General features: G+C 59.9%; 20 protein-coding genes. 9 read left to right on the forward strand and 11 right to left on the reverse strand.

What is annotated here, in order from left to right:
- Window positions 1–312: 312 nt before the first annotated feature.
- Complete coding sequence (locus ACM110_RS19555; RefSeq protein ID WP_416129052.1) at window positions 313–1,551, forward strand: MFS transporter; 1,239 nt, start codon at window positions 313–315, stop codon at window positions 1,549–1,551.
- Window positions 1,552–1,555: 4 nt separating this feature from the next.
- Here the strand turns inward: ACM110_RS19555 and ACM110_RS19560 are convergent, their stop codons facing one another.
- Entirely contained in the window at window positions 1,556–2,107 is a 552-nt protein-coding gene (locus ACM110_RS19560; RefSeq protein ID WP_416129053.1) for a DJ-1 family glyoxalase III, read from the reverse strand.
- 83 nt (window positions 2,108–2,190) lie between these two features.
- Entirely contained in the window at window positions 2,191–2,628 is a 438-nt protein-coding gene (locus ACM110_RS19565; protein ID WP_416129054.1) for a DUF4879 domain-containing protein, read from the reverse strand.
- 220 nt (window positions 2,629–2,848) lie between these two features.
- Between ACM110_RS19565 and ACM110_RS19570 the strand changes: the two genes are divergently transcribed.
- A complete protein-coding gene (locus ACM110_RS19570; protein WP_338583209.1) occupies window positions 2,849–4,144 on the forward strand; it encodes an NCS2 family permease in 1,296 nt (431 codons plus the stop codon).
- The gene (gene trmA / locus ACM110_RS19575; RefSeq protein ID WP_416129055.1) at window positions 4,141–5,220 is read left to right on the forward strand and encodes a tRNA (uridine(54)-C5)-methyltransferase TrmA; all 1,080 of its coding nucleotides are present in this window, start codon (window positions 4,141–4,143) and stop codon (window positions 5,218–5,220) included. The genes ACM110_RS19570 and trmA overlap by 4 nt, the downstream gene beginning before the upstream one ends.
- A 54-nt stretch (window positions 5,221–5,274) precedes the next feature.
- On the opposite strand, the gene ACM110_RS19580 is transcribed toward trmA, so the two are convergent.
- The 3 genes from ACM110_RS19580 to ACM110_RS19590 form a co-directional block, all read right to left on the reverse strand.
- Window positions 5,275–5,721, reverse strand: coding sequence for a DUF2442 domain-containing protein (locus tag ACM110_RS19580; protein WP_416129056.1), 447 nt, complete (start codon window positions 5,719–5,721; stop codon window positions 5,275–5,277).
- Complete coding sequence (locus tag ACM110_RS19585; protein WP_416129057.1) at window positions 5,718–6,146, reverse strand: DUF4160 domain-containing protein; 429 nt, start codon at window positions 6,144–6,146, stop codon at window positions 5,718–5,720. Before ACM110_RS19585 ends, ACM110_RS19580 begins: the two co-directional genes overlap by 4 nt.
- A 214-nt stretch (window positions 6,147–6,360) precedes the next feature.
- Window positions 6,361–6,567, reverse strand: coding sequence for a 4-oxalocrotonate tautomerase family protein (locus ACM110_RS19590; RefSeq protein ID WP_338583214.1), 207 nt, complete (start codon window positions 6,565–6,567; stop codon window positions 6,361–6,363).
- Window positions 6,568–6,686: 119 nt separating this feature from the next.
- On the opposite strand from ACM110_RS19590, the gene ACM110_RS19595 reads away from it, so the two are divergent.
- The 3 genes from ACM110_RS19595 to ACM110_RS19605 all read left to right on the forward strand — a co-directional run bounded on the left by ACM110_RS19595 (window position 6,687) and on the right by ACM110_RS19605 (window position 9,038).
- Window positions 6,687–7,598 (forward strand): LysR substrate-binding domain-containing protein, encoded by a 912-nt coding sequence (locus ACM110_RS19595; RefSeq protein WP_416129058.1) that lies wholly within the window; start codon window positions 6,687–6,689, stop codon window positions 7,596–7,598.
- 139 nt (window positions 7,599–7,737) lie between these two features.
- A complete protein-coding gene (aroQ, locus tag ACM110_RS19600) occupies window positions 7,738–8,178 on the forward strand; it encodes a type II 3-dehydroquinate dehydratase (RefSeq protein ID WP_416129059.1) in 441 nt (146 codons plus the stop codon).
- 5 nt (window positions 8,179–8,183) lie between these two features.
- Window positions 8,184–9,038, forward strand: a complete 855-nt coding sequence (locus ACM110_RS19605; RefSeq protein ID WP_416129060.1) for a shikimate dehydrogenase — start codon at window positions 8,184–8,186, stop codon at window positions 9,036–9,038.
- A 105-nt stretch (window positions 9,039–9,143) separates the two neighbouring features.
- On the opposite strand, the gene ACM110_RS19610 is transcribed toward ACM110_RS19605, so the two are convergent.
- On the reverse strand, window positions 9,144–9,821 hold the full coding sequence (locus ACM110_RS19610) for a TetR/AcrR family transcriptional regulator (RefSeq protein ID WP_416129061.1): 678 nt from the start codon (window positions 9,819–9,821) through the stop codon (window positions 9,144–9,146).
- A 102-nt stretch (window positions 9,822–9,923) separates the two neighbouring features.
- Window positions 9,924–11,825: a 3-dehydroshikimate dehydratase QuiC gene (gene quiC, locus ACM110_RS19615; RefSeq protein WP_416129062.1), complete on the reverse strand. Its 1,902-nt coding sequence runs from the start codon at window positions 11,823–11,825 to the stop codon at window positions 9,924–9,926.
- Window positions 11,826–12,207: 382 nt separating this feature from the next.
- Between quiC and ACM110_RS19620 the strand changes: the two genes are divergently transcribed.
- Entirely contained in the window at window positions 12,208–13,545 is a 1,338-nt protein-coding gene (locus tag ACM110_RS19620) for an MFS transporter (protein WP_338583223.1), read from the forward strand.
- Window positions 13,546–13,684: 139 nt separating this feature from the next.
- Here the strand turns inward: ACM110_RS19620 and ACM110_RS19625 are convergent, their stop codons facing one another.
- The 4 genes from ACM110_RS19625 to ACM110_RS19640 all read right to left on the reverse strand — a co-directional run bounded on the left by ACM110_RS19625 (window position 13,685) and on the right by ACM110_RS19640 (window position 17,561).
- A complete protein-coding gene (locus ACM110_RS19625; RefSeq protein WP_416129063.1) occupies window positions 13,685–14,563 on the reverse strand; it encodes a DMT family transporter in 879 nt (292 codons plus the stop codon).
- 107 nt (window positions 14,564–14,670) lie between these two features.
- The gene (locus ACM110_RS19630) at window positions 14,671–15,486 is read right to left on the reverse strand and encodes a sugar phosphate isomerase/epimerase family protein (protein WP_416129064.1); all 816 of its coding nucleotides are present in this window, start codon (window positions 15,484–15,486) and stop codon (window positions 14,671–14,673) included.
- 2 nt (window positions 15,487–15,488) lie between these two features.
- Window positions 15,489–16,544 (reverse strand): Gfo/Idh/MocA family protein, encoded by a 1,056-nt coding sequence (locus tag ACM110_RS19635; protein WP_416129065.1) that lies wholly within the window; start codon window positions 16,542–16,544, stop codon window positions 15,489–15,491.
- Between the two features lie 240 nt (window positions 16,545–16,784).
- A complete protein-coding gene (locus tag ACM110_RS19640; protein WP_416129066.1) occupies window positions 16,785–17,561 on the reverse strand; it encodes an IclR family transcriptional regulator in 777 nt (258 codons plus the stop codon).
- A 176-nt stretch (window positions 17,562–17,737) separates the two neighbouring features.
- Between ACM110_RS19640 and ACM110_RS19645 the strand changes: the two genes are divergently transcribed.
- A complete protein-coding gene (locus tag ACM110_RS19645) occupies window positions 17,738–19,486 on the forward strand; it encodes an FAD-dependent oxidoreductase (RefSeq protein ID WP_416129067.1) in 1,749 nt (582 codons plus the stop codon).
- Window positions 19,470–20,303, forward strand: a complete 834-nt coding sequence (locus ACM110_RS19650; protein WP_416129068.1) for an aldo/keto reductase — start codon at window positions 19,470–19,472, stop codon at window positions 20,301–20,303. The genes ACM110_RS19645 and ACM110_RS19650 overlap by 17 nt, the downstream gene beginning before the upstream one ends.
- Window positions 20,304–20,474: the final 171 nt, after the last annotated feature.

Consider the following 20,474-nt stretch of genomic DNA (forward strand, 5'->3'; position numbering starts at 1 on the left):
ACGGATATGGAGTGTGGCGAATCTCTGTTGTTCTTTTTTTCTACGCATCACAACGCAGGGAGTCTGGCCTTGCGGCCGCCGGATCAAATTCCTTGTGAGGGCTTTGATCTGGATCAAGCAACGATGAAAGAGTAGTCCCATTTTTGGGGATGAACCGCGTGGTCTTTTGCCGCGTGACAAGTTGCCTCATGCACGTCGCCCGGGAGATTCGTTCCAGATCGGTATCTAGCTAACTAAATTTTTCGTCATGGCAACTTCCTGATACAGGTTGGTGATAGTCTCGCCATTCATTCCCTCCAGATTTGCCCGCAGATGCCCAGCCAAGAGCCCTTGCTGTTACGCCATCACCGTCCTTTCCTTGCGTTCTGGCTGGCCCGGGTTTTTACCGCCAGCGGCTTTCAGATGCTCACCGTGGCCATTGGCTGGAACCTCTACCAACTGACCGGCAACGTGCTCGACCTGGGCCTGGTCGGTTTGGTTGAGTTCGCGCCGCGCGTGCTGTTCATGCTGCACACCGGGCATGTCGCCGACCGCTACGACCGGCGCAAGGTCGCGGCCATCTGCCAGTCCCTGCAAGCGCTGATCGCCCTGTCGCTGGCCATTGGCAGCGCTACCGACCATGTCACTCGGGAGATGATCTTCATCCTCGCCTTCCTGCTCGGTGCCGCCCGCTCCTTCGAGATGCCGACCACCCAGGCCTTGCTGCCGAGCATCGTGCCCAGCGCGCTGTTCCCCCGCGCCGTGGCCGCCGCGCAGTCGGCCCAACAATCGGCAACCATCGTCGCCCCGGCCCTTGGCGGTTTGCTCTACGCCTTCGGCAGTGTCTGGGTCTACGGCCCGACGGTGATCCTGTACATCATCGCCTGCTCGCTGATGCTCAACCTGCCCGCGCGGCAAACACCGCTGAACAAAGGCAAGGCCACTCTGGATTCGCTACTGGCGGGCATTCGTTTCATTCGCAGTCGGCCGGACATTCTCGGGGCGATTTCTCTGGACCTGTTCGCCGTCCTGCTGGGTGGTGCAACGGCGCTGTTGCCGGTGTTCGCCAAGGACATTCTGCTGACCGGCCCGTGGGGCCTCGGCCTGTTGCGCTCGGCACCGGCGGTAGGTGCGTTGCTGATGTCGCTGTACCTTGCGCGGTTTGCCGTGGAGCGCAATGTAGGGCGAGTGATGTTCACCGCAGTGGGTATATTCGGCGTGGCGACCATCGCCTTCGGCCTGTCGACCTCCTTCTGGTTCTCGCTGGCCGTGCTGGTGGTTTTGGGCGCAGCCGACATGATCAGCATGGTGATCCGCGCGTCCTTCGTTCAGCTGGAAACCCCGGACGAAATGCGTGGCCGGGTCAGTGCCGTGAACGGCCTGTTCATCGGCGCTTCAAACCAGTTGGGCGAATTCGAATCCGGCCTGACGGCGCATTGGTTCGGCACCGTGCCGGCGGTGGTCATGGGCGGCATCGGCACGCTGGTGGTGACGGGAACCTGGATCAAACTGTTCCCGACCCTGGCCCAACGCGACCGGATGCATGTGCCAAAGGAAGAAGTGAAGGCATGAACCGCTAAACCACCAACTCCGCAGCCACCGCTGTCCACGTGGGTTTGCCACACAATTGCTCCACCAGCGTCAGGGCAAATGCCAATGCGGCACCGGAGCCTTGGGCGGTGATGCAGTTGCCGTCGACCACCACCGGTTGATCGACGAAGTTACAACCCGACAGTTGATGGCTGACCGAAGGCAGGCAAGTCATGCGCCGCTGACGCAATACGCCAAACGTTTGTAGCGCCACGGCAGGGGCTTCGGCGATACCGGCGAACAGCCGACCGGCCGCAGCCTGGTCCTTGATCAATTGCTGAAGGGGTTGGTGTGCGGCCAGATGCTGAGTCCCCACAGCGCCGCCAGGCAGGACGATCAGATCGAAGGGCTGGGCCAGCAAGTCCACCAGCATTGCATCGGAGGTCAGGCGTGTACCGCGTGCACACGTCAGCATGCGTCGCCCTTCGATGCTGGCCACCACCACTTCAACCTTGGCGCGGCGCAGGACATCGATCAGGGTCACTGTTTGCAGGTCGTCAGTGCCCTCGGCGAGGGTAATCAAAGCTCGAAAGGTCATGGGAACAATCCACAGGAGGGTTCTTCAAGCGTAGTCAGCTTTCCTTACCCTTGTTCGTGGCCTGCCGTTACCTGATGTAAAAGCTACTTGATGTAAAGCTGCGTCGACATCGTGTTGCCCGGCGCGTTGATCGAGGTGTTGCTGAAGGTGAACGTACCTTCCTGTTTGCCCGCCAGACTGAAGATGTACAGGTTGCCGACAACCTTGGTCCTCTGGGAACAATCAGTCAGGTTACCGTTTTCGTAAGCACAGACCTGCGTGCGGGTTCCGTTGACCTCGAAACCATCCAGCGTGACATGGGGCTGGCTGCGACCGTAACCCACTTCCAGCACGTAGACCCTGATGTTCGGGCCGCTGTGATTGCAGCGCGTTTGTGTCTGGCCTTCATCAATGGTTTCAAAACCACATTCAGGCGACTCGACCTTGAGCACTTTTACCTGGGTCAACGGCGGTGCCGAGGCTGCCGAGACAGTTTGTGTGCCCAAGACCAGGGCCAGCAAGATCAACAGACGCTTTTTCATGCAAACACCACCCCAAAAAACCAGCGCGCAGTATGGCTGGTTTGGGCCAAACGCAAAACATCGACGACGATCACCGCCATAAGCAGCCATAACCCTGTGCGGCTGGTATGATGCGCGGCTTTTTCCGACCCACAGAAAAATCCCAGGCGCCTGCAGCGGTCTGTGCTTTGCTGTTGAGGTCGATACATTCACGGCGCCGGGCGCGCCACGGGGAGCAGACATGCTGGAAAGGCTGTTTCAACTCAAGGCACACAACACCAACGTACGCACCGAGATTCTGGCGGGCGTTACGACCTTTTTGGCCATGGCCTACATTCTGTTCGTCAACCCGAGCATCCTCGGCGAGACCGGCATGGACAAGGGTGCGGTGTTCGTCGCCACCTGTCTGGCAGCCGCCATCGGCTCGACGGTCATGGGCCTGATCGCCAACTACCCGATCGCCCTCGCACCGGGCATGGGCCTGAACGCCTTCTTCACCTACACCGTGGTCCTGCACATGGGCCACACCTGGCAAGTGGCGCTGGGTGCAGTGTTCATCTCGGCCGTGTGCTTCTTCCTGCTGTCGATCTTCCGCATCCGGGAATGGATCATCAACAGCATCCCGCTGCCGCTGCGTTCGGCGATTGCCGCCGGTATCGGCCTGTTCCTGGCGCTGATCGCCCTGCACAACGCCGGCATCGTGGTCAGCAACCCGGCGACCATGGTTGGCCTTGGTGATTTGAAACAACCGGCGCCGATCCTCGCCACCCTCGGTTTTGCCCTGATCGTCGCCCTTGAAGCCCTCGCCGTGCGCGGTGCGGTGCTGATCGGCATTCTGGTAGTCACCATCATTTCCATCGTGATGGGCTTCACCCCGTTCGGCGGCGTGATGTCGATGCCACCGTCGCTGGCGCCGACCTTCCTGCAACTGGACATCAAAGGCGCACTGGACATCGGTCTGGTCAGCGTGATCTTCGCCTTCCTGTTCGTCGACCTGTTCGACAACTCCGGCACGCTGATTGGCGTGGCCAAGCGTGCTGGTTTGATGGGCAAGGACGGCCACATGCCGAAAATGGGCCGCGCCCTGATCGCCGACAGTACTGCTGCGATGGCCGGTTCCCTGCTGGGCACCTCGACCACCACCAGCTACATCGAATCCGCAGCTGGCGTGAGTGCCGGTGGCCGTACGGGCCTGACCGCCGTCGTCGTGGCGATCCTGTTCCTGCTGGCGCTGTTTTTCTCGCCACTGGCCGCCAGCGTTCCAGCCTTCGCCACCGCGCCGGCCCTGCTGTTCGTCGCCGTGCTGATGACTTCCGGCCTGGCTGAAATAGACTGGGACGACATTACTGTCGCCGCGCCGGTGGTGATCACCGCGCTGGCCATGCCGTTCACTTATTCCATCGCCAACGGCATTGCTTTCGGCTTCATTGCCTGGACCGCCATCAAGCTGATGTCCGGTCGCGGCCGTGAGCTGAACCCGGCGCTGGTGATCCTGTCGATTCTGTTCGTGATCAAGCTGGGTTGGTTTAACGCATGACTTTTGATTCCCAGGACTACGCCGTTCAGCTCGAAGACAAGGTCACGCGCCTGCGTAACCTGCTGGCCCCGTTCGATGCACCGGAGCCGGTCGTTTTCGACTCGCCGTTGCAGAACTTCCGCCTGCGCGCCGAATTCCGCCTGTGGCGCGAAGCCGGCGAGCGTCACTACGCAATGTTTTCCCAGGAAGACAAACGCACGCCGATCCTGATCGAAGAATTCCCGATCGCCAGCCAGCGCATCAATCAACTGATGCCGCAGCTCAAGGCCGCATGGCAAGCCAGTGCGCCCCTGAGCCACAAGCTGTTCCAGGTGGAGTTCCTGACCACTTTGGCCGGCGATGCGATGATCACCCTGTGCTACCACCGTCCGCTGGACGAGCATTGGCACGCGGCGGCCACGAAACTGGCAGCCGACCTGAACGTCAGCATCATCGGCCGCTCCAAGGGCAAGCGCGAAGTCATCGGTCACGATTACGTGGTCGAGAAACTGGAAGTTGGCGGGCGCACCTTCAGCTATCGCCAGCCAGAAGGCGCGTTCACCCAGCCCAACGGCACCGTGAACCAGAAAATGCTCAACTGGGCTTACGACGCTCTCGGCGATCGTTCCGATGATTTGCTGGAGTTGTATTGCGGCAACGGCAACTTCACCCTGCCGCTCGCTACTCGGGTGCGCAAAGTGCTGGCCACCGAAATCAGCAAGACCTCGGTCAACGCAGCGCTGAGCAACCTCAGCGAAAACGCTGTGGATAACGTCACCCTGGTGCGTTTGTCCGCTGAAGAACTGACCGAAGCCCTGAACGAAGTGCGCCCGTTCCGTCGCCTGCACGGCATCGACCTGAAAAGCTACGAATTCGGCAGCGTCTTCGTCGACCCGCCCCGCGCCGGCATGGACCCGGACACCTGCGAGCTGACCCGGCGCTTCGACAACATCCTCTACATCTCCTGCAACCCGGAAACCCTGGCGGCCAACATCGCCCAGTTGCACGACACGCACCGCATTACCCAATGCGCGATGTTCGACCAGTTCCCGTGGACGCATCACATGGAATCCGGGGTGTTGTTGACCCGGCGGTGAGAGCAGATGCCGTAAACAAATCAGCCGTCATCACGACGGCTTTTTTGCGGGTGCTCAAATCACGACATCGACCTTGCGCGGGCGCCCACCTTTCTTGCCATTGGCTCGAGCTGCCTCAGCTTTGGCAGCGCTGCTCTGACGACCATTGCGCGAAGCAATCACCGAAGCCGCCATCGCCATCAATGGCTCGCTGGCCGAGATCAATCCGGCGATAGACAGGTGCAGGTCCTTGCCTTCATGGCAGATCGCAGTGCCGGTGAAACCTACCTCTAAACCGGCAAAGTCTTCGATTTCGAACCCATCGAACTCAGGGTAGTTTCCAACTGGCAGCAGTATCCCGCTGCCATCTTCAAAGCTGACCGCCAGACACGGAGCCTGAAAAGTTACCGCGGTCGCCCGTAACCCGCTGTTTGGGCGCAACTTGCCCCGTTCGATAGCCCGATCAAGGCGAGCCTCTGTCACCGGCCTGTCTACCGGGGCCTTGGCTTTTACCGTCTTCATAGTTCGATCTCCACACACTCCTGCGTACCTATCAGAGATAGCCGCGTCTTGTTCGTTTCAGGCTCATAACAAGCCGAAACGATCATGTTGGTGGTACTGACAATCCTTTTCACCACTACGACCTCGCTGGTTTGCCAATCCCACAATTGATTATCAAGGCAGACCGTTTGCAGTTTTCGCCACCAGATACAGCGAGCCCGCAATAAATGGGCAGGTAGCTTTAGCGATTGGCGCAACCCCTCTAGCACCGAAATCGGTGGCCGACGCGAGAGCGGAACAACCTCCCAGAGCTCGACGCCGTTTTGCCAGAAACTGAATTTGAACCGCGCACTCCACGAACCCGCCTCCACATGTGCATGGGGCGGACAGTGCTCATCGCGCAACATGATGACCACCGAGAGCCCTTTGTAGCTGCATACTTTCATGCTAACCCATCCGTTAGGTTAATGAATCCGGAGACTCGACATTCCCTGAAAAAACCGACCACTGGTGCCCAACACCAAATGGAATTTGCGTGACTGAGACTAGCGCTCAGCCGCGCTTCGGACCGTTGGATAACGCCAAAGAATCGTAAGCAATCCTTTCCCTGCGCCCACAAAAAAGCCGTCACGAGGACGGCTGTTTTGCCTTGCAGCAGAATCACTCCGACGGATTTTTCCGGAACTCAGTCGTGGTAATGCCCTTGTATCCCCAGTTATCGGTGTCGATTTCTTCGATCACGATATGGGTCAGCTCAGGCGGCTTGCCGAGCACGCGTTGCAGGGTCTCGGTGATTTCGGCGATGACCTGGGCTTTTTGCTCACGGGTAACGCCGTCACGGGTGATGCGTACGCTGACGAAAGGCATGCTGCTTCTCCTGCTCGCTGATTAAGAAAGGCTGACTAAAAACAAGCCACTGTATCCCCGTGAAGCCATCTGATAAATACTGGTTCAGACACTTCATTTGATCCTTGGTGTAATCAATCATGCAGCGACAATTCGACGATCTTCAGTTGGGCAGCATCGAGCTGTTTTGCCTGGCCGCCGAGGCCGGCAGTTTCACCGCAGCGGCGTTGGTGGCGGGGGTTACGCCGGCTGCGGTGAGTCGCTCGGTATCGCGCATGGAAGAACGTCTGGGCGTGCGGCTGTTCGCGCGCACCACTCGCAGCGTCAAGCTGACCGACAGCGGCCGACGCTACTACGAAGAATGCCGCCAGGCGTTGGCGCAGTTGGTGGAGGCCCAGCGCGAAGTCATGGGCCAGCAGCAGGTGCCGTCCGGGACTCTGCGCATCAGTATCCCGACCACCTACGCCCATCACCGGATCCTGCCGTTGATGCCGGCCTTCCGTGCGCGGTTTCCGGATGTGAAGGTCGAGTCGCACATCAGCAATCGCAATATCGATTTCGTCGGCGAGGGCTACGACCTGGCCATTCGCGTGCGCGCCATTCCTGATTCAGGCCTGATCGCCCGGCCGCTGGAAGATGCCGAACTGGTGATGATTGCCAGCCCCGATTACCTCAACCGCTGCGGCACACCACAAACCCTCGATGATTTGCAGCAGCACGACTGCATTCAATACGAACTGCCCAGCAGCGGTCGGCGCATCGCTTGGTTGTTCAATGACAGCGGTGCGCAGCGGGAGATTCTGGCCGAGGGCAATTATGTTTGTTCCGATGATGTCCTGGGCGGTGTGACCCTGGCGAAACACAGCGCCGGTCTGTTCCAGACCTATCGCTTTATCGTCGAAAAAGAACTGGCCGATGGCTCACTGGTGGAAGTGCTCAAGCCCTGTGGCGGGCGTTCACGGCCGTTTACCTTGCTCTATCCGCAAAGCCGCCATATGCCTCTGCGATTGCGGGCGTTCATTGATTTTCTGGTGGAACATTTGCCGCGCTGAAAACAAAACCGTCCGATCACCGCACACAAAACGCTGGAGAACCAGCGCTTCAATTGACCAAATTAACCAGCTAGTACAATTTATCTCCACAGGCCGAAACCTCAGGCCAATGCCAAAAATAATAAGTGGAGAAACATCGATGTCCCCGATCATTCTGGTACTCAACGGCCCGAATCTGAACCTGCTCGGCACCCGTGAACCGGCGACCTATGGCCACGAAACCCTCGCTGACATTTCCGCCCTGTGCGGCCGCGCCGCTGAAGAGTTCGGCCTGGCAGTGGAATTTCGCCAGACCAACCATGAAGGCGAATTGCTCGACTGGATTCACGCCGCACGCGGCCGTTGCGCCGGGATCGTGATCAACCCGGCTGCCTGGACCCACACCTCGGTGGCCATTCGCGATGCGTTGGTCGCCAGTGAGCTGCCAGTGATCGAAGTGCACTTGTCGAACGTCCACGCCCGCGAACCCTTTCGTCATCACTCCTTCGTTTCAGCCATCGCCACCGCCGTGATGGCCGGGTTCGGCAGCCACGGCTATCGCCTGGCGCTGGAGCATTTCAGTCAACGTCTGAAAGGGTGAACATCGTGAGCCACAACCAAGCGGTATTGGCCGGACTGATCGGTGCCGGCATCCAGGCTTCGCGCACCCCGGCATTGCATGAACACGAAGGCGATGCCCAGGGTTTGCGTTACCTTTATCGACTGATCGACCTCGATCAACTGCAACTCGACAGCAATGCTTTGCCCGACCTGCTGATGGCCGCCGAACGCATGAGCTTCACCGGGCTGAACATCACCTTCCCGTGCAAGCAGGCGATCATCCCGTTGCTCGACGAGTTGTCGCCAGAAGCACGCGGTATTGGCGCAGTGAATACCGTGGTGTTGAAGGACGGCAAACGCATCGGCCACAACACCGATTGCCTGGGCTTTGCCGAGGGATTTCGCCGGGGCTTGAAGGGCGTTGCAGTTGAGCGTGTCGTACAAATGGGTGCCGGTGGCGCCGGTGCGGCGGTGGCCCACGCGTTGTTGAGCGAAGGCGTACAGCAACTGAGCATTTTCGATGTGGAACTCAGCCGCGCTCAAAGCCTTGCAGACAATCTCAATCAACATTTCGGCAGCGGTCGCGCGGTGGCCGGCCATGATTTGGCGCTGACCCTGGCCGAGGCGGATGGCCTGGTGAACACCACGCCAATGGGCATGAAAAAACTACCGGGTACGCCGGTGCCGGTCGAGTTGCTTCGGGCCGAATTGTGGGTGGCGGAGATTGTTTATTTCCCGCTGGAAACCGAACTGCTGCGCCATGCCCGCGCACTGGGTTGCCGGACGCTGGATGGCGGCAACATGGCGGTGTTTCAGGCAGTAAAGGCATTTGAATTGTTCAGCGGTGTGGCGCCGGATGCCCAGCGGATGCTGGCGCATTTTCAGAGCATGAATGGTTGAGGAGCAAAAGATCGCAGCCTTCGGCAGCTCCTACAGGTTTCGTGCATGCCGGAATTTCCGCATAGACACCGACCTTTGTAGGAACTGCCGCAGACCGCGATCTTTTCAGGCCTGCAAATAACGCAAAACCGACTCGCAAATCATCTCCCGATGACGCTGCTTGATGCTTTCGTCCGGCAGATCAATCTGAAAAATCTCACCAAAGGTATGGCGGTTCGAGACGCGATAGAAGCAGAACGAACTGATCAGCAAATGCACATCCAACGGATCAAGCCCGGTGCGGAACAGCCCTTGCTCGGCGCCGCGACGCAGAATCTCGCCCAGTGAATCGAGGATGGTGTTGTTCATCGCCTTGATCGCATCGGAGCGCTTCACATACTCGGCGTTGTGAATGTTCTCGATGCTGACGATGCGCACGAAATCGACGTTGCGATCATGGTGATCGAAGGTGAATTCCACCAGCCGTCGAATCGCCTCCACCGGCGCCAGCTCCGTCAGGTGCAGGCGATTCTCAGTGTTGCGAATATCGCCGTAGAGCTTTTCCAGAACCTCGACGTAGAGCTGTTCCTTACTGCCGAAGTAGTAATAGATCATGCGCTTTGAGGTGTGGATACGCTCGGCGATGGCATCGACGCGCGCCCCGGAAAGGCCTTGTTGAACGAACTCGACAATCGCCTCTTGGAGGATATTCTCGCGGGTTTTTTCCGGGTTGTTCTTGCGACTCTTGCGCGGCTCGGCAATCGGTTCGTCGGGCGCTGCGGAGAGTTCTGAAGTCATTGTCATTGCGGGCTCACGGCCATCACTGCACAGGCTGGCGATTATGAGCCGCGCCGCACAGTGAAGGAAGCCGTGCGGCAGCGGTTTGTCGGCGTGTTTACGATTTTCCTACAACTTTGCCTGACGTACGGCACCACTTCGGGATTTGGCCATGGCCGCCAGACGAACTGCCACGTTGGCCGCGCCATAACCGGCATAGCCGTTCTTGCGCTGGATGATCTCGAAAAAGAAGCGCCCTTCGAATGGCTCCGTGTACACGTGAAACAGCTCGCCGCCCTGGGCATCACGGTCGTACAGCACGTTGTAATAGGCCAGTTCGCTGAGGAATTCGTCGTCGAAATCGAAGCGCGCCGCCAGGTCATCGTAGTAGTTGAGCGGAATATCCAACAGCGGAACGCCCGCCTCTTTCGCGCGGCTGACCTGGGCAAAGATGTCATCGCAATCAAACGCGATGTGATGCACGCCGGAACCGCGATAACTCGACAGCGCGTGTGAGATCGCGGTGTTGCGGTTCTCGGAAATGTTCAGCGGCAGGCGAATCGAACTGTCTCGACTGCGAAGCGCACGACTCTTCACCAAGCCATAAGGATCGGGCAGGACCACTTCGTCGTCGGCTTCGAAATCCAGCAGGCTCTTGTAGAACAGCACCCAACTGTCGAGGCTGTCGGCGGGCAGCGCGATGGCCATGTGATCGATGCGCTTGAGACCGCCGCTGGCTACCGCGTCGGGCAGCATATTGAAGTCGGTGCCGTAGACGTCGGCGTGCTGGTCCACCAGATAAATCAGGCTGCCGTCCGGCGCACGCACCGCGGCAAGTTCCAGTTCATTGGGGCCGACCAGCCCGCGATAGGGCTGACCTTTATAGGCCACGGCCCGGGCCAGCGCGCTGGCGCTGTCCTTGACCCGCACGGCGGTGGCGCACAGCGACGGCCCGTGGGCTTCGAAAAAACTGTGGCCGAACGAGTACGGTTCCGAGTTGAGGATCAGGTTGATATCGCCCTGGCGCAGCAGGCTGACGCTCTTTGAGCGATGCTGGCCGGCCTTGACGAAACCCAGTCGCTCCAGCCAATGGGAGAGCTTGGCGCCAAGACTTTCGTCGACGGCGAATTCGAGAAACTCGATGCCGTTGTACTCACTGGCCTTGGGCGTTTCGAACAGAATCTCGGTATTGGCGATCGGCTGGGCTTCCTGGGCCAGACGCTCGCGGGTTTTCTCTTCCAGATACAGCAACGAGCGCAAACCGTCTGCGGCGTTGGCCCGTGGCGGCGCGGCGCGGAAACCGTCGTTGAAGATCTCCAGCGACAGCGGCCCGGTGTAGCCACTCTTGATGATCGGCGCGAGGAAGCCCGGCAAATCGAATTCGCCCTGGCCCGGGAAGCAGCGGAAATGCCGGCTCCACTCCAGCACATCCATGGCAAGGATTGGCGCATCGGCCATTTGCACGAAGAAAATCTTGTCGCCGGGGATCTCGGCGATAGCGCTCGGATCGCCCTTGAGCGACAGCGTGTGGAAGCTGTCGAGCAACACACCGAGGCTCGGATGATCGGCCTGTCGGACGATGTTCCACACCTGTTGGTATGTGTTCACGTGCCGGCCCCAGGCCAGCGCTTCATAACCAATGCGCAGTCCGCGCGCACCGGCGTGTTCCGCCAGCAGGCGCAAGTCATCGACTAAAATCTGTTCATCACCGACGGAGTCGACCGAAGCGTTGCTGCACACCAGCACCAGGCCGGTGCCCAGCTCCTGCATCAGGTCGAACTTGCGCTCGGCCCGCTCCAGATTGCGCGCCAGGCGATCGCGGCGGCAGCCTTCGAAGTCGCGGAACGGTTGAAACAGCGTGATGGCGATCCCGAGATCAGCACACATCTGTTTAATTTCCCGGGGGCTGCCGTCGTAGTAGAGAAGGTCGTTCTCGAAAATCTCGACACCGTCAAAACCGGCGGCGGCAATGGCTTCGAGTTTTTCCGGCAGGGTACCGCTCAAGGACACGGTGGCAATGGAACGCTGCATGTTTCGACTCCCGGTGGTGGAGGCAATCTTGTTAGGGACATCGCACGCTGGCTCTGTGTAGGAGCTGCCGCAGGCTGCGATCTTTTGATTTCGCTTTTCCAGATCAAAGGATCGCAGCCTTCGGCAGCTCCTACGGAGATTGCGTTTAGCTTTGAATGAATTATTGGCCGCGAAATTCCACACAGCAATTCAAAGTGTACTACCCAGTTAGTTTTGCGTGCGATTATCGAACACAATGGCTGTTGGCGAATTGACGATTTTTTGTTCACTGCGCAACATCGTCATCACATTGCGTCCTGCCAAGAACCACCGGTCGTAGTGATTAACAAACCGTTCGAAGACCCAGAACACCACATAACAAATTCAAAAACGGGTGGTACACATGATTCCTACTCAAAGCTCTCGCATGGCTCCGGCCATGAGCGCTGCCACTGGTGGCATCGGCGACAAAATCCGCGGCGCCATGGCTGTCGGCAAGACCCGCTGGGGCATGCTGGCGCTGGTGTTCTTCGCCACCACCCTGAACTACATCGACCGCGCCGCCCTCGGCGTCATGCAGCCCATCCTCGCCAAGGAAATGAGCTGGACGGCGATGGACTACGCCAACATCAACTTCTGGTTCCAGGTTGGCTACGCCATCGGCTTCGTGCTGCAAGGCCGCTTGATCGACCGGGTCGGCGTCAAACGCGTGTTCTTCTGCGCCGTGCTGCTCTGGAGCCTGGCGACCGGTGCCCACGGCCTGGCCACTTCGGCGGTCGGCTTCATGGTCTGCCGGTTCATTCTGGGCCTGACCGAAGCCGCCAACTACCCGGCCTGCGTGAAGACCACGCGCCTTTGGTTCCCGGCCGGTGAACGCGCCGTAGCCACCGGCATTTTCAACGCCGGGACCAACGTCGGTGCGATGTTCACGCCGATGCTGCTGCCGCTGATCCTGCACGTATGGGGCTGGCAAGCCGCGTTCCTGTGCATGTCGGCACTGGGCGGGATCTGGCTATTGTTCTGGGGCCTGAAATACTTCAACCCGGAAGATCACCCGAGCGTTAAACAGTCGGAACTGGACTACATCCAGAACGAAGTCGAACCGGAGCAAACCCGCGTACCGTTCTCGAAAATCCTGCGCATGCGTGGCACCTGGGCCTTCGCCCTCGCCTACTCGATCACTGCGCCGGTGTTCTGGTTCTACCTGTACTGGCTGCCGCCGTTTCTCAATCAGCAATACAATCTGGGCATCAACGTCACCCAGATGGGCATTCCGCTGATCATCATCTACCTGACCGCCGACTTCGGCAGTGTCGGCGGCGGGATCCTGTCCTCGTTCCTGATCGGTCGCGGCGTCAACCCGATCAAGGCGCGGCTGATGTCCATGTTCCTGTTCGCCTGCTGCATCATCGGCGTGATCATGGCGGCCGGCTCCAGCAACCTGTGGGTCGCAGTGTTCGCCATCTCCCTGGCCATCGGCGCGCACCAGGCCTGGACCGCCAACATCTGGAGCCTGGTGATGGACTACACGCCCAAGCACATGATGAGTACGGTGTTCGGTTTCGGCGGCATGTGTGCGGCGATCGGCGGGATGTTCATGACTCAGTTGGTCGGCCATATCCTGACCGTCACCAACAACAACTACACCGTGCTGTTCACCCTGATCCCGGCGATGTACTTCATCGCGCTGATCTGGATGTACTTCATGGCACCGCGCAAGATTCCGACCGTCACCGACTAAACTTCGACGCATTACCCCCTGTAGGAGCGAGCATGCTCGCGAAAAACCTGAGGGCGACGCGGGTATCCAGACAACCCGCGTCATCGTTAACGACCATCGCGAGCAGGCTCGCTCCTACAGGTCATTTATCTTTGGGCCTTTACCGACGGCTTTGCTGCCATGCGGCCGCCAACCCACTGCAGCAAATCACGGCAATACCGATCACCGTGGTCACCGTCGGCGTGTGGGAAAACAGCAGCCAACCCAGCAGGCCGGCAAAGATAATCTGGCAATAGCTGAACGGTGCCAGCAGTGCCGGTGCCGCGAGACGGAAAGCCTGGGTCAGGAACAGGTGCGCGGTCATCCCGCAAGCCCCCAACGCCAGCATCATCGCGCCGTGCGCAAGGCTCGGCGTCTGCCAGAAGAACGGCACCAGCGCACTCATCACCAACGTGTTGCACAGCCCGGCGAAAAAGTTGCTGGTGGTCGGGCTGTCGATCTCGGCGAGCTTGCGCGTGAGCAATTGGTAGAAGCAGAAAAACAGCGCAGAACAGAACGGCAGCAACACCGCCGGAGTGAACAAATCACCCCCAGGGTGAACGATGATCAGCACCCCGATGAAACCGAAAATCACCGCCAGCCATTGCCCGCGTGTGACTCGCTCACCCAGCAACGGCACCGACAACGCGGTCACCAGCACCGGTGCGAGAAAGTTGACCGAGGTGGCCTCGGCCAGCGGGATGTACATCAACCCGGTGGTAAAAAACAGGCTGGTGCCCAGCAGGCAAAGCGCCCGGATCAATTGTAGCAACGGCCGCTTCGTGCGCAGAACCCGCAGCCCGGATTGCGGCAGGAAAATCCCGGCCATCAGCAACGTGTGAACCACGTAACGCGCCCAGACCACCATGACGATCGGATAGAAACCGGAGAGGTATTTGGAAAAGGCGTCGTGACTGGAAAACAGGAAGGTTGCGACAACGATCAGCAGGATCCCCTTGAAGGGCTGATTGACGCCGGAGAGCGGGGTGCTGACGGTCATTGGGTTTCCTTACTTAAAGTCAAAAACATCACCGGTAAGCCACGCTCCGCCAAGTCAGCATAGAACCTGTGGGAGCGGGCTTGCCCGCGATAGGTGCGCAGCACCGCTTACATCCGCGCCAACAACTCCCGGGTTTTATCCAAAGCCATCTGCGCCCGGTCCAACCCGCTCACACCCTGCTCCAGCAAATGCACGGTGGGAATCTCCAGGCTCAAGGGAATGTTAGCCGGCAAACACCGCAACAACCCCGGCAGATCGCAGTCGCCGTCGCCGGGAAAACGCCGTTCGTTACGGGCCTGACGCAAGATCTCGGCCATGTCTGCCGGTCGCGGCCCGGCAACGTCGCACAACTGCGCATACCGTAACCGCGAAGGGGCGACGCTGACCAGATCTTCCAGTTGCGACCCGGAACGATCGAAGTGAAACGCGTCCACCAGCACCCCGCCATTTTCCCGCCCGGCGTTCTCGACGATACGCACCGCCTGTTGCAAATTGCTCGCATCGGTCCAGGGCATGAACTCCAGATGCGGATGCAGGTCGTAAGGCGCCGCCAGATCACACAGTCGGGCGAAATTTTCCGTCAGACGTTGCTCGTCGGAATCGTTACCGGCCACCAGCAATTCACTGGCACCAAATTCGGCGCCGACCGCCAGAATTTTCTCGAAGTCGGCGACAACGGTGTCCGGTTTCAGACGGAGGATTTCAACATCCAGCACACGAATGCCGGTGTCGCGCAGACGGGCCAGGGTCTGACGGCGCAAATCGCCATCGGCGACCAAGGCAAAATGGTGTTCCTCGGGGGTTGCCGGCACCAGCCGCAAACCAACATGGCTGTAACCGGCCCACGCCGCGACCTCGACCATCTCGGGCGGCGACAGCTCCAGCACGGTCAGACTGGCGAGAGAAAAGATTCGTTCGCTCATGGTCAGTCCTCGATCAACGACGGTGCGTACGCGCGACCGGTTTCGGCGGCTTCACGGATGGCTTCGATCAGCGCCAACGTTCGGGCAGCATCCGCAGCGCTCACCAGCGGCTCGACCTCCCGACGCGCAACGCGCACGAAGTGCTGTAACTGCAAACGCAGGGCTTCATCGGCGCTGAATGTTTCCTCAGTCGCCTGCAATGGTTGGTGCCAGCCGCCATCGACCTCGTTGTAGTGCCAGCGTTTGAGTTGCGGGATGCTCAGCGCCCCACCGGTCCCGGCCAGCAAATAACACGGCTGATCGGCCTGGCGCGGATACACCGGGTTCTCCCCGGAATCCAGCTCCCAACTCCAGGGCGCCGCCACCGCATCGGAGCCGGTCAAGCTGCCCAGCGCACCGTTGTCGAATTGCAGCAGCACCGCCGCGCAATCCTCGTTGGCAAACCCGCGTATCGCGTTGCTGGTAATGGCCTGCACCTGACGCACTTCACCGCACAAATGCCGCAGCAGGTCGAGGTCGTGGATCAGGTTGGTCAACAACATCCCCGCGCCGGGCTCACGGCGCCACGGCGTCTCGAAATAACTGTCGGGTTTGCGTAATTGCCAGAGCGCCGTGACCGTGGTTAACCGCCCCAGCGCGCCGCTGCGGACAAGTTCATGGGCGCGAACGATCAACGGATTATGACGACGATGATGGCCGACCAGCACCGGAACGCCGCTCGCCTTCGAGGCAGCTACCAGCTCACGGGCTTCATCGAGGTGCACGCCCACCGGTTTTTCCAGCAACACCGGCACGCCGGCAGCCAAGCAATCGAGCGCAGTGCTGACGTGCAAGGTATTGGGGTTGGCGACGATGACCGCGTCTGGCTTCACCTGCTCCAGCATCTGACGGTGATCAGAGAAATACCTCACGCCCCATTCCGCCGCCAGACCGGCGGCTTGCGGCCCGGGATCGGCCACCGCACAGAGGGTCGCTTCCGTGAGGGTTTTCAGATGGTGGTAATGCTGCTGGCCCATGTTGCCAGCGCCGATCAGCGCGATTCGAAGGGGTGAATTCAAGATGCGGTCCTCTTGTGGTTCTTGTTGGAAGAATGACTTCCATTAATTTAGAACCGAGTTCCACAATCTTACACAGACCGATACTGAAAGTGTTCGAATAGCGCACAGCTTCTGAGACACACCACAATTAAAACTGTAGGAGCGAGCCTGCTCGCGATAGCGGTGTGTCATGCAATTCAATGGCGACTGACACACCCTCATCGCGAGCAGGCTCGCTCCTACAGGGAGATTGCGCTGGCCTTAGCTGAACAACTCCGACGCCAGACTCGCCGCACTCAACTCCTCGGTAAACGCCAACAACAACGGCGCCAACTCGTGCAACCGCGCGCCAGGCATCCGTGCACTCGGCCCGGCAATGCTGAGCACGCCAATCACCCGACCATCCCCCGGATGACGCACCACCGCTGCAATCGCCGAGGTGCCCACCGCCGAGCTTTCCTCGACATAGGCGTAACCCTGCTCCCGCGCCAGACGCAGGCGTTCAAGCAGTTCGATGTTGGAACGCGGCGCATTCGGCCCCAGTTCCAGCGGCCGGTCCGCCGCCTGGCGCTCCACCAGCGACAACGCCTCGGCATCGCTCATGCACGCCAGCCAGGCATGGCCCGAAGCGGTGTAGAACAGTGGCGCATCGCGGCCCATGTCCGGGTCGTAACGCAGGCCGGAACGGGCGCCCTGAGACTTGGCGATCCAGGTCTGCCGCTCGCCCTCGATGACGCCCAACCGGACCAACTCGCCGGTTTCCTGAGCCAGTCGATCAAGCACCGGCTGCACGATATCGGCGCCGCTGCTCGACAGATAACGGAACCCCATCGCCACCAGTTTGGTCGACAAGTGATAACGCAGGTTCTCCGGATTCTGCCGCACGTAGCCCAACCGGATCAGCTCGGCGAGCAGTCGGTGTGTGGCACTTTTGGGGATGTCCAATTGCTCCGCCAGCGTCTGCATCGGCAGCCCTCGAGGGTCGCTGGTGAGGCTTTCGAGCACACTGAAAACACGTTCGATCTGACTGCCGGCCATGGGAGTTTCCACGCTAAATTTGCTCGATTCTAGAAGACAACCTGGCAAATGCGAAATCTGGAACTGAGCGTCCGATAACCGCCCGTTTTAAGCGACGCTCGCTTGCCTGCTCCGATGTGCCTCTTATATTTTCTGGAATCAGATTCCACAACAACTAAAACACCGGAGCCCAAACAATGCCTGCCGAAGCGCATTTTCTTCCCGACATTGACTGCGATGTGCTGGTCGTCGGCTCCGGTGCGGCCGGGTTGTCGGCAGCCGTGACCGCCGCGTGGCATGGCCTCAAAGTTATCGTGGTGGAAAAAGACCCGGTATTCGGTGGCGCCACCGCGTGGTCCGGTGGCTGGGCCTGGGTGCCGTGCAATCCTCTGGCACGACGCGCCGGCATCGTCGAAGACGTGGAGCAGCCGCGCACCTACCTCAAACACGAATTGGGCGAACATTACGATCCGGCGATGATCGATGCCTTCCTCGAAGCCGCTCCACGAATGGTCGCGTTTTTCGAACAGCACACCTCGCTGCAATTCGCCGACGGCAATGCGATTGCCGACATTCATGGCGACACGCCAGGCGCCGGCACCGGTGGGCGCTCGGTGATCGCCGCGCCATACAACGCACGAAAAGTCGGCAAACTGCTCAAGCGTCTTCGCAAAACCATGCGCGAAACTTCCTTCATGGGCATGCCGATCATGGCGGGCGCGGACCTCACGGCGTTTCTCAACCTGACCCGTTCACTGTCGGCGGCCTGGCATGTCACTTGGCGATTTACCCGCCATTTATTCGACCTCGTCGTGCATGGCCGGGCGATGCAACTGGTCAACGGCGTGGCATTGGTGGCACGCCTGGCGAAATCCGCCGACGACCTCGGCGTGTTGCTCTGGGACTCGGCGCCCGTTGCGGAACTGTTGCGCGAAAACAATCAGGTTCGCGGTGCCGTGGTCAGCACCGCCAAAGGCTCGGTGCGCATCCATGCACGCAAGGCCGTAGTGCTGGCGGCCGGTGGTTTCGCCAATGACATCGAACGGCGCAAAGCGCTGTTCCCGCGTACGCCCACCGGACATGAGCATTTGGCCCTGCCGCCAGTCGGCGTATCCGGTGACGGCTTGCGACTAGGTGAAAGCGTCGGCGCCCAAATGAGTACGGACATGCAGTCCCCCGTCGCCTGGGCCCCGGTTTCTCAGGTGCCGCACAGCGACGGCAGCATAGGTCATTTCCCGCACATCATCGAACGCGGCAAACCGGGAATCATCGGCGTGCTAAGCAACGGTCAGCGCTTCGTCAACGAAGCGAACGGCTACTACGACTACGTGACGGCCATGGTTGCCGCCGCCCCGCCGGGTGAAGACGTCGCTTCCTGGCTGATTTGCAGCCACCGTTTTCAACGACGTTATGGTTTAGGGATCTCTCGGCCATTTCCCCTATCGGTGTCATCCGTTATCCGCAGCGGCTATCTGAAAACCGGTAATACCCTTGAGGAATTGGCATCGGTCTGCGGCATCGATCCGCTCGGCTTGCGCAGTACCGTATCGGACTACAACCGCCATGCACGCAACGGCGAAGATCCGCAATTCGGACGCGGCTCGACACCCTACAACCGCAAACAGGGTGATGCGCTGCAACAACCCAACCCCTGCGTCGCGCCGATCGAACAAGGCCCGTTTTATGCGGTGAAGGTCCAGCCCGGTTGCTTCGGCACCTTCGCCGGGCTCAAGGTCAACCAACACGCCCAGGTTCTCGACGACTCGGGCCACGCCATCGCCGGGTTGTATGCGGCGGGCGGCGACATGGCCAGCATCATGGGCGGCCATTACCCCGCCGGCGGCATCAATATCGGCCCGGCGCTGACCTTCGGCTACATCGCCGCACGCCACATCGCAGGCGTCACTGCTTATGAAAAGGAGATCGACCATGCAGCACATCGTTAACGCACAGGGTTTGAACATGCCGAAACTCGGCCTCGGCACCTGGCCGATGCTCGGTGAGGAATGCACCCGCGCGGTGGAACAGGCGCTTGCGCTGGGCTATCGGCACATCGACACGGCGGCGGCCTACAACAACGAGGACGCAGTCGGTCAGGCCTTGGTGAACAGTCCGACACCCCGCGAGCAGATCCACGTCACCACCAAGGTCTGGTGGGATCAACTGCAACCCGATGCGATGCGCCATTCCATGGATCGCAGCCTTGAAGCCTTGCGCAGCGATTACGTCGACTTGTTCATGATCCACTGGCCCAGCACCGATTGGGATCTGCCGCGCACGATTGAAACGTTGGTGTCGTTCAAGGAACAAGGCCTGGCACGCAACATCGGCGTGGCGAATTTTCCACTGCCCCTGCTGCGCAAAGTCGTCGAAGAACTGGGTGCGCCGCTGTCAGCAATTCAGGTCGAATACCACGTGCTGCTCGGACAAAACGCACTGCTCGCTTACGCCCGTCAACACGATCTGGCGTTGACGGCCTACACGCCGCTGGCAAGGAACAAGGTTTCGGATATCCCGCAGATCCAGCAGATCGCCGCCAAACACGGGGTATTGCCAACCCAGGTCGCGCTGAAATGGTTGCTCGATCAACCGAACGTAGCAGCGATCCCCAAAGCCAGCAGCGAGGCCAATCAACTCGCGAACCTGGCGGCACTCAAGGTCAATCTCGATGACCAGGATCGCGCCTTGATCGCCAGCCTGTCCAAACGCGAGCGTCAAGTCAGCCCGGACTTTGCGCCGGTGTGGGATGCGTTCGACGCATAACCCGCAGGACCGGCGATCGCCCTCTGGAGAAAAACCCGGGGCCGGACGGAATTCGATGGGTTATCCGCGTTCAATACAAGCCTGAATCGTTCTCGGCAGCCGTCACGGGTTGCCGGGAATAATTGCGTGCGTGGCAAAAGCCGGACGACCGGACTGGCGCCGCTCCCACTT

The organism is Pseudomonas sp. NFX98, from assembly GCF_047784845.1.
GTDB lineage: Bacteria > Pseudomonadota > Gammaproteobacteria > Pseudomonadales > Pseudomonadaceae > Aquipseudomonas.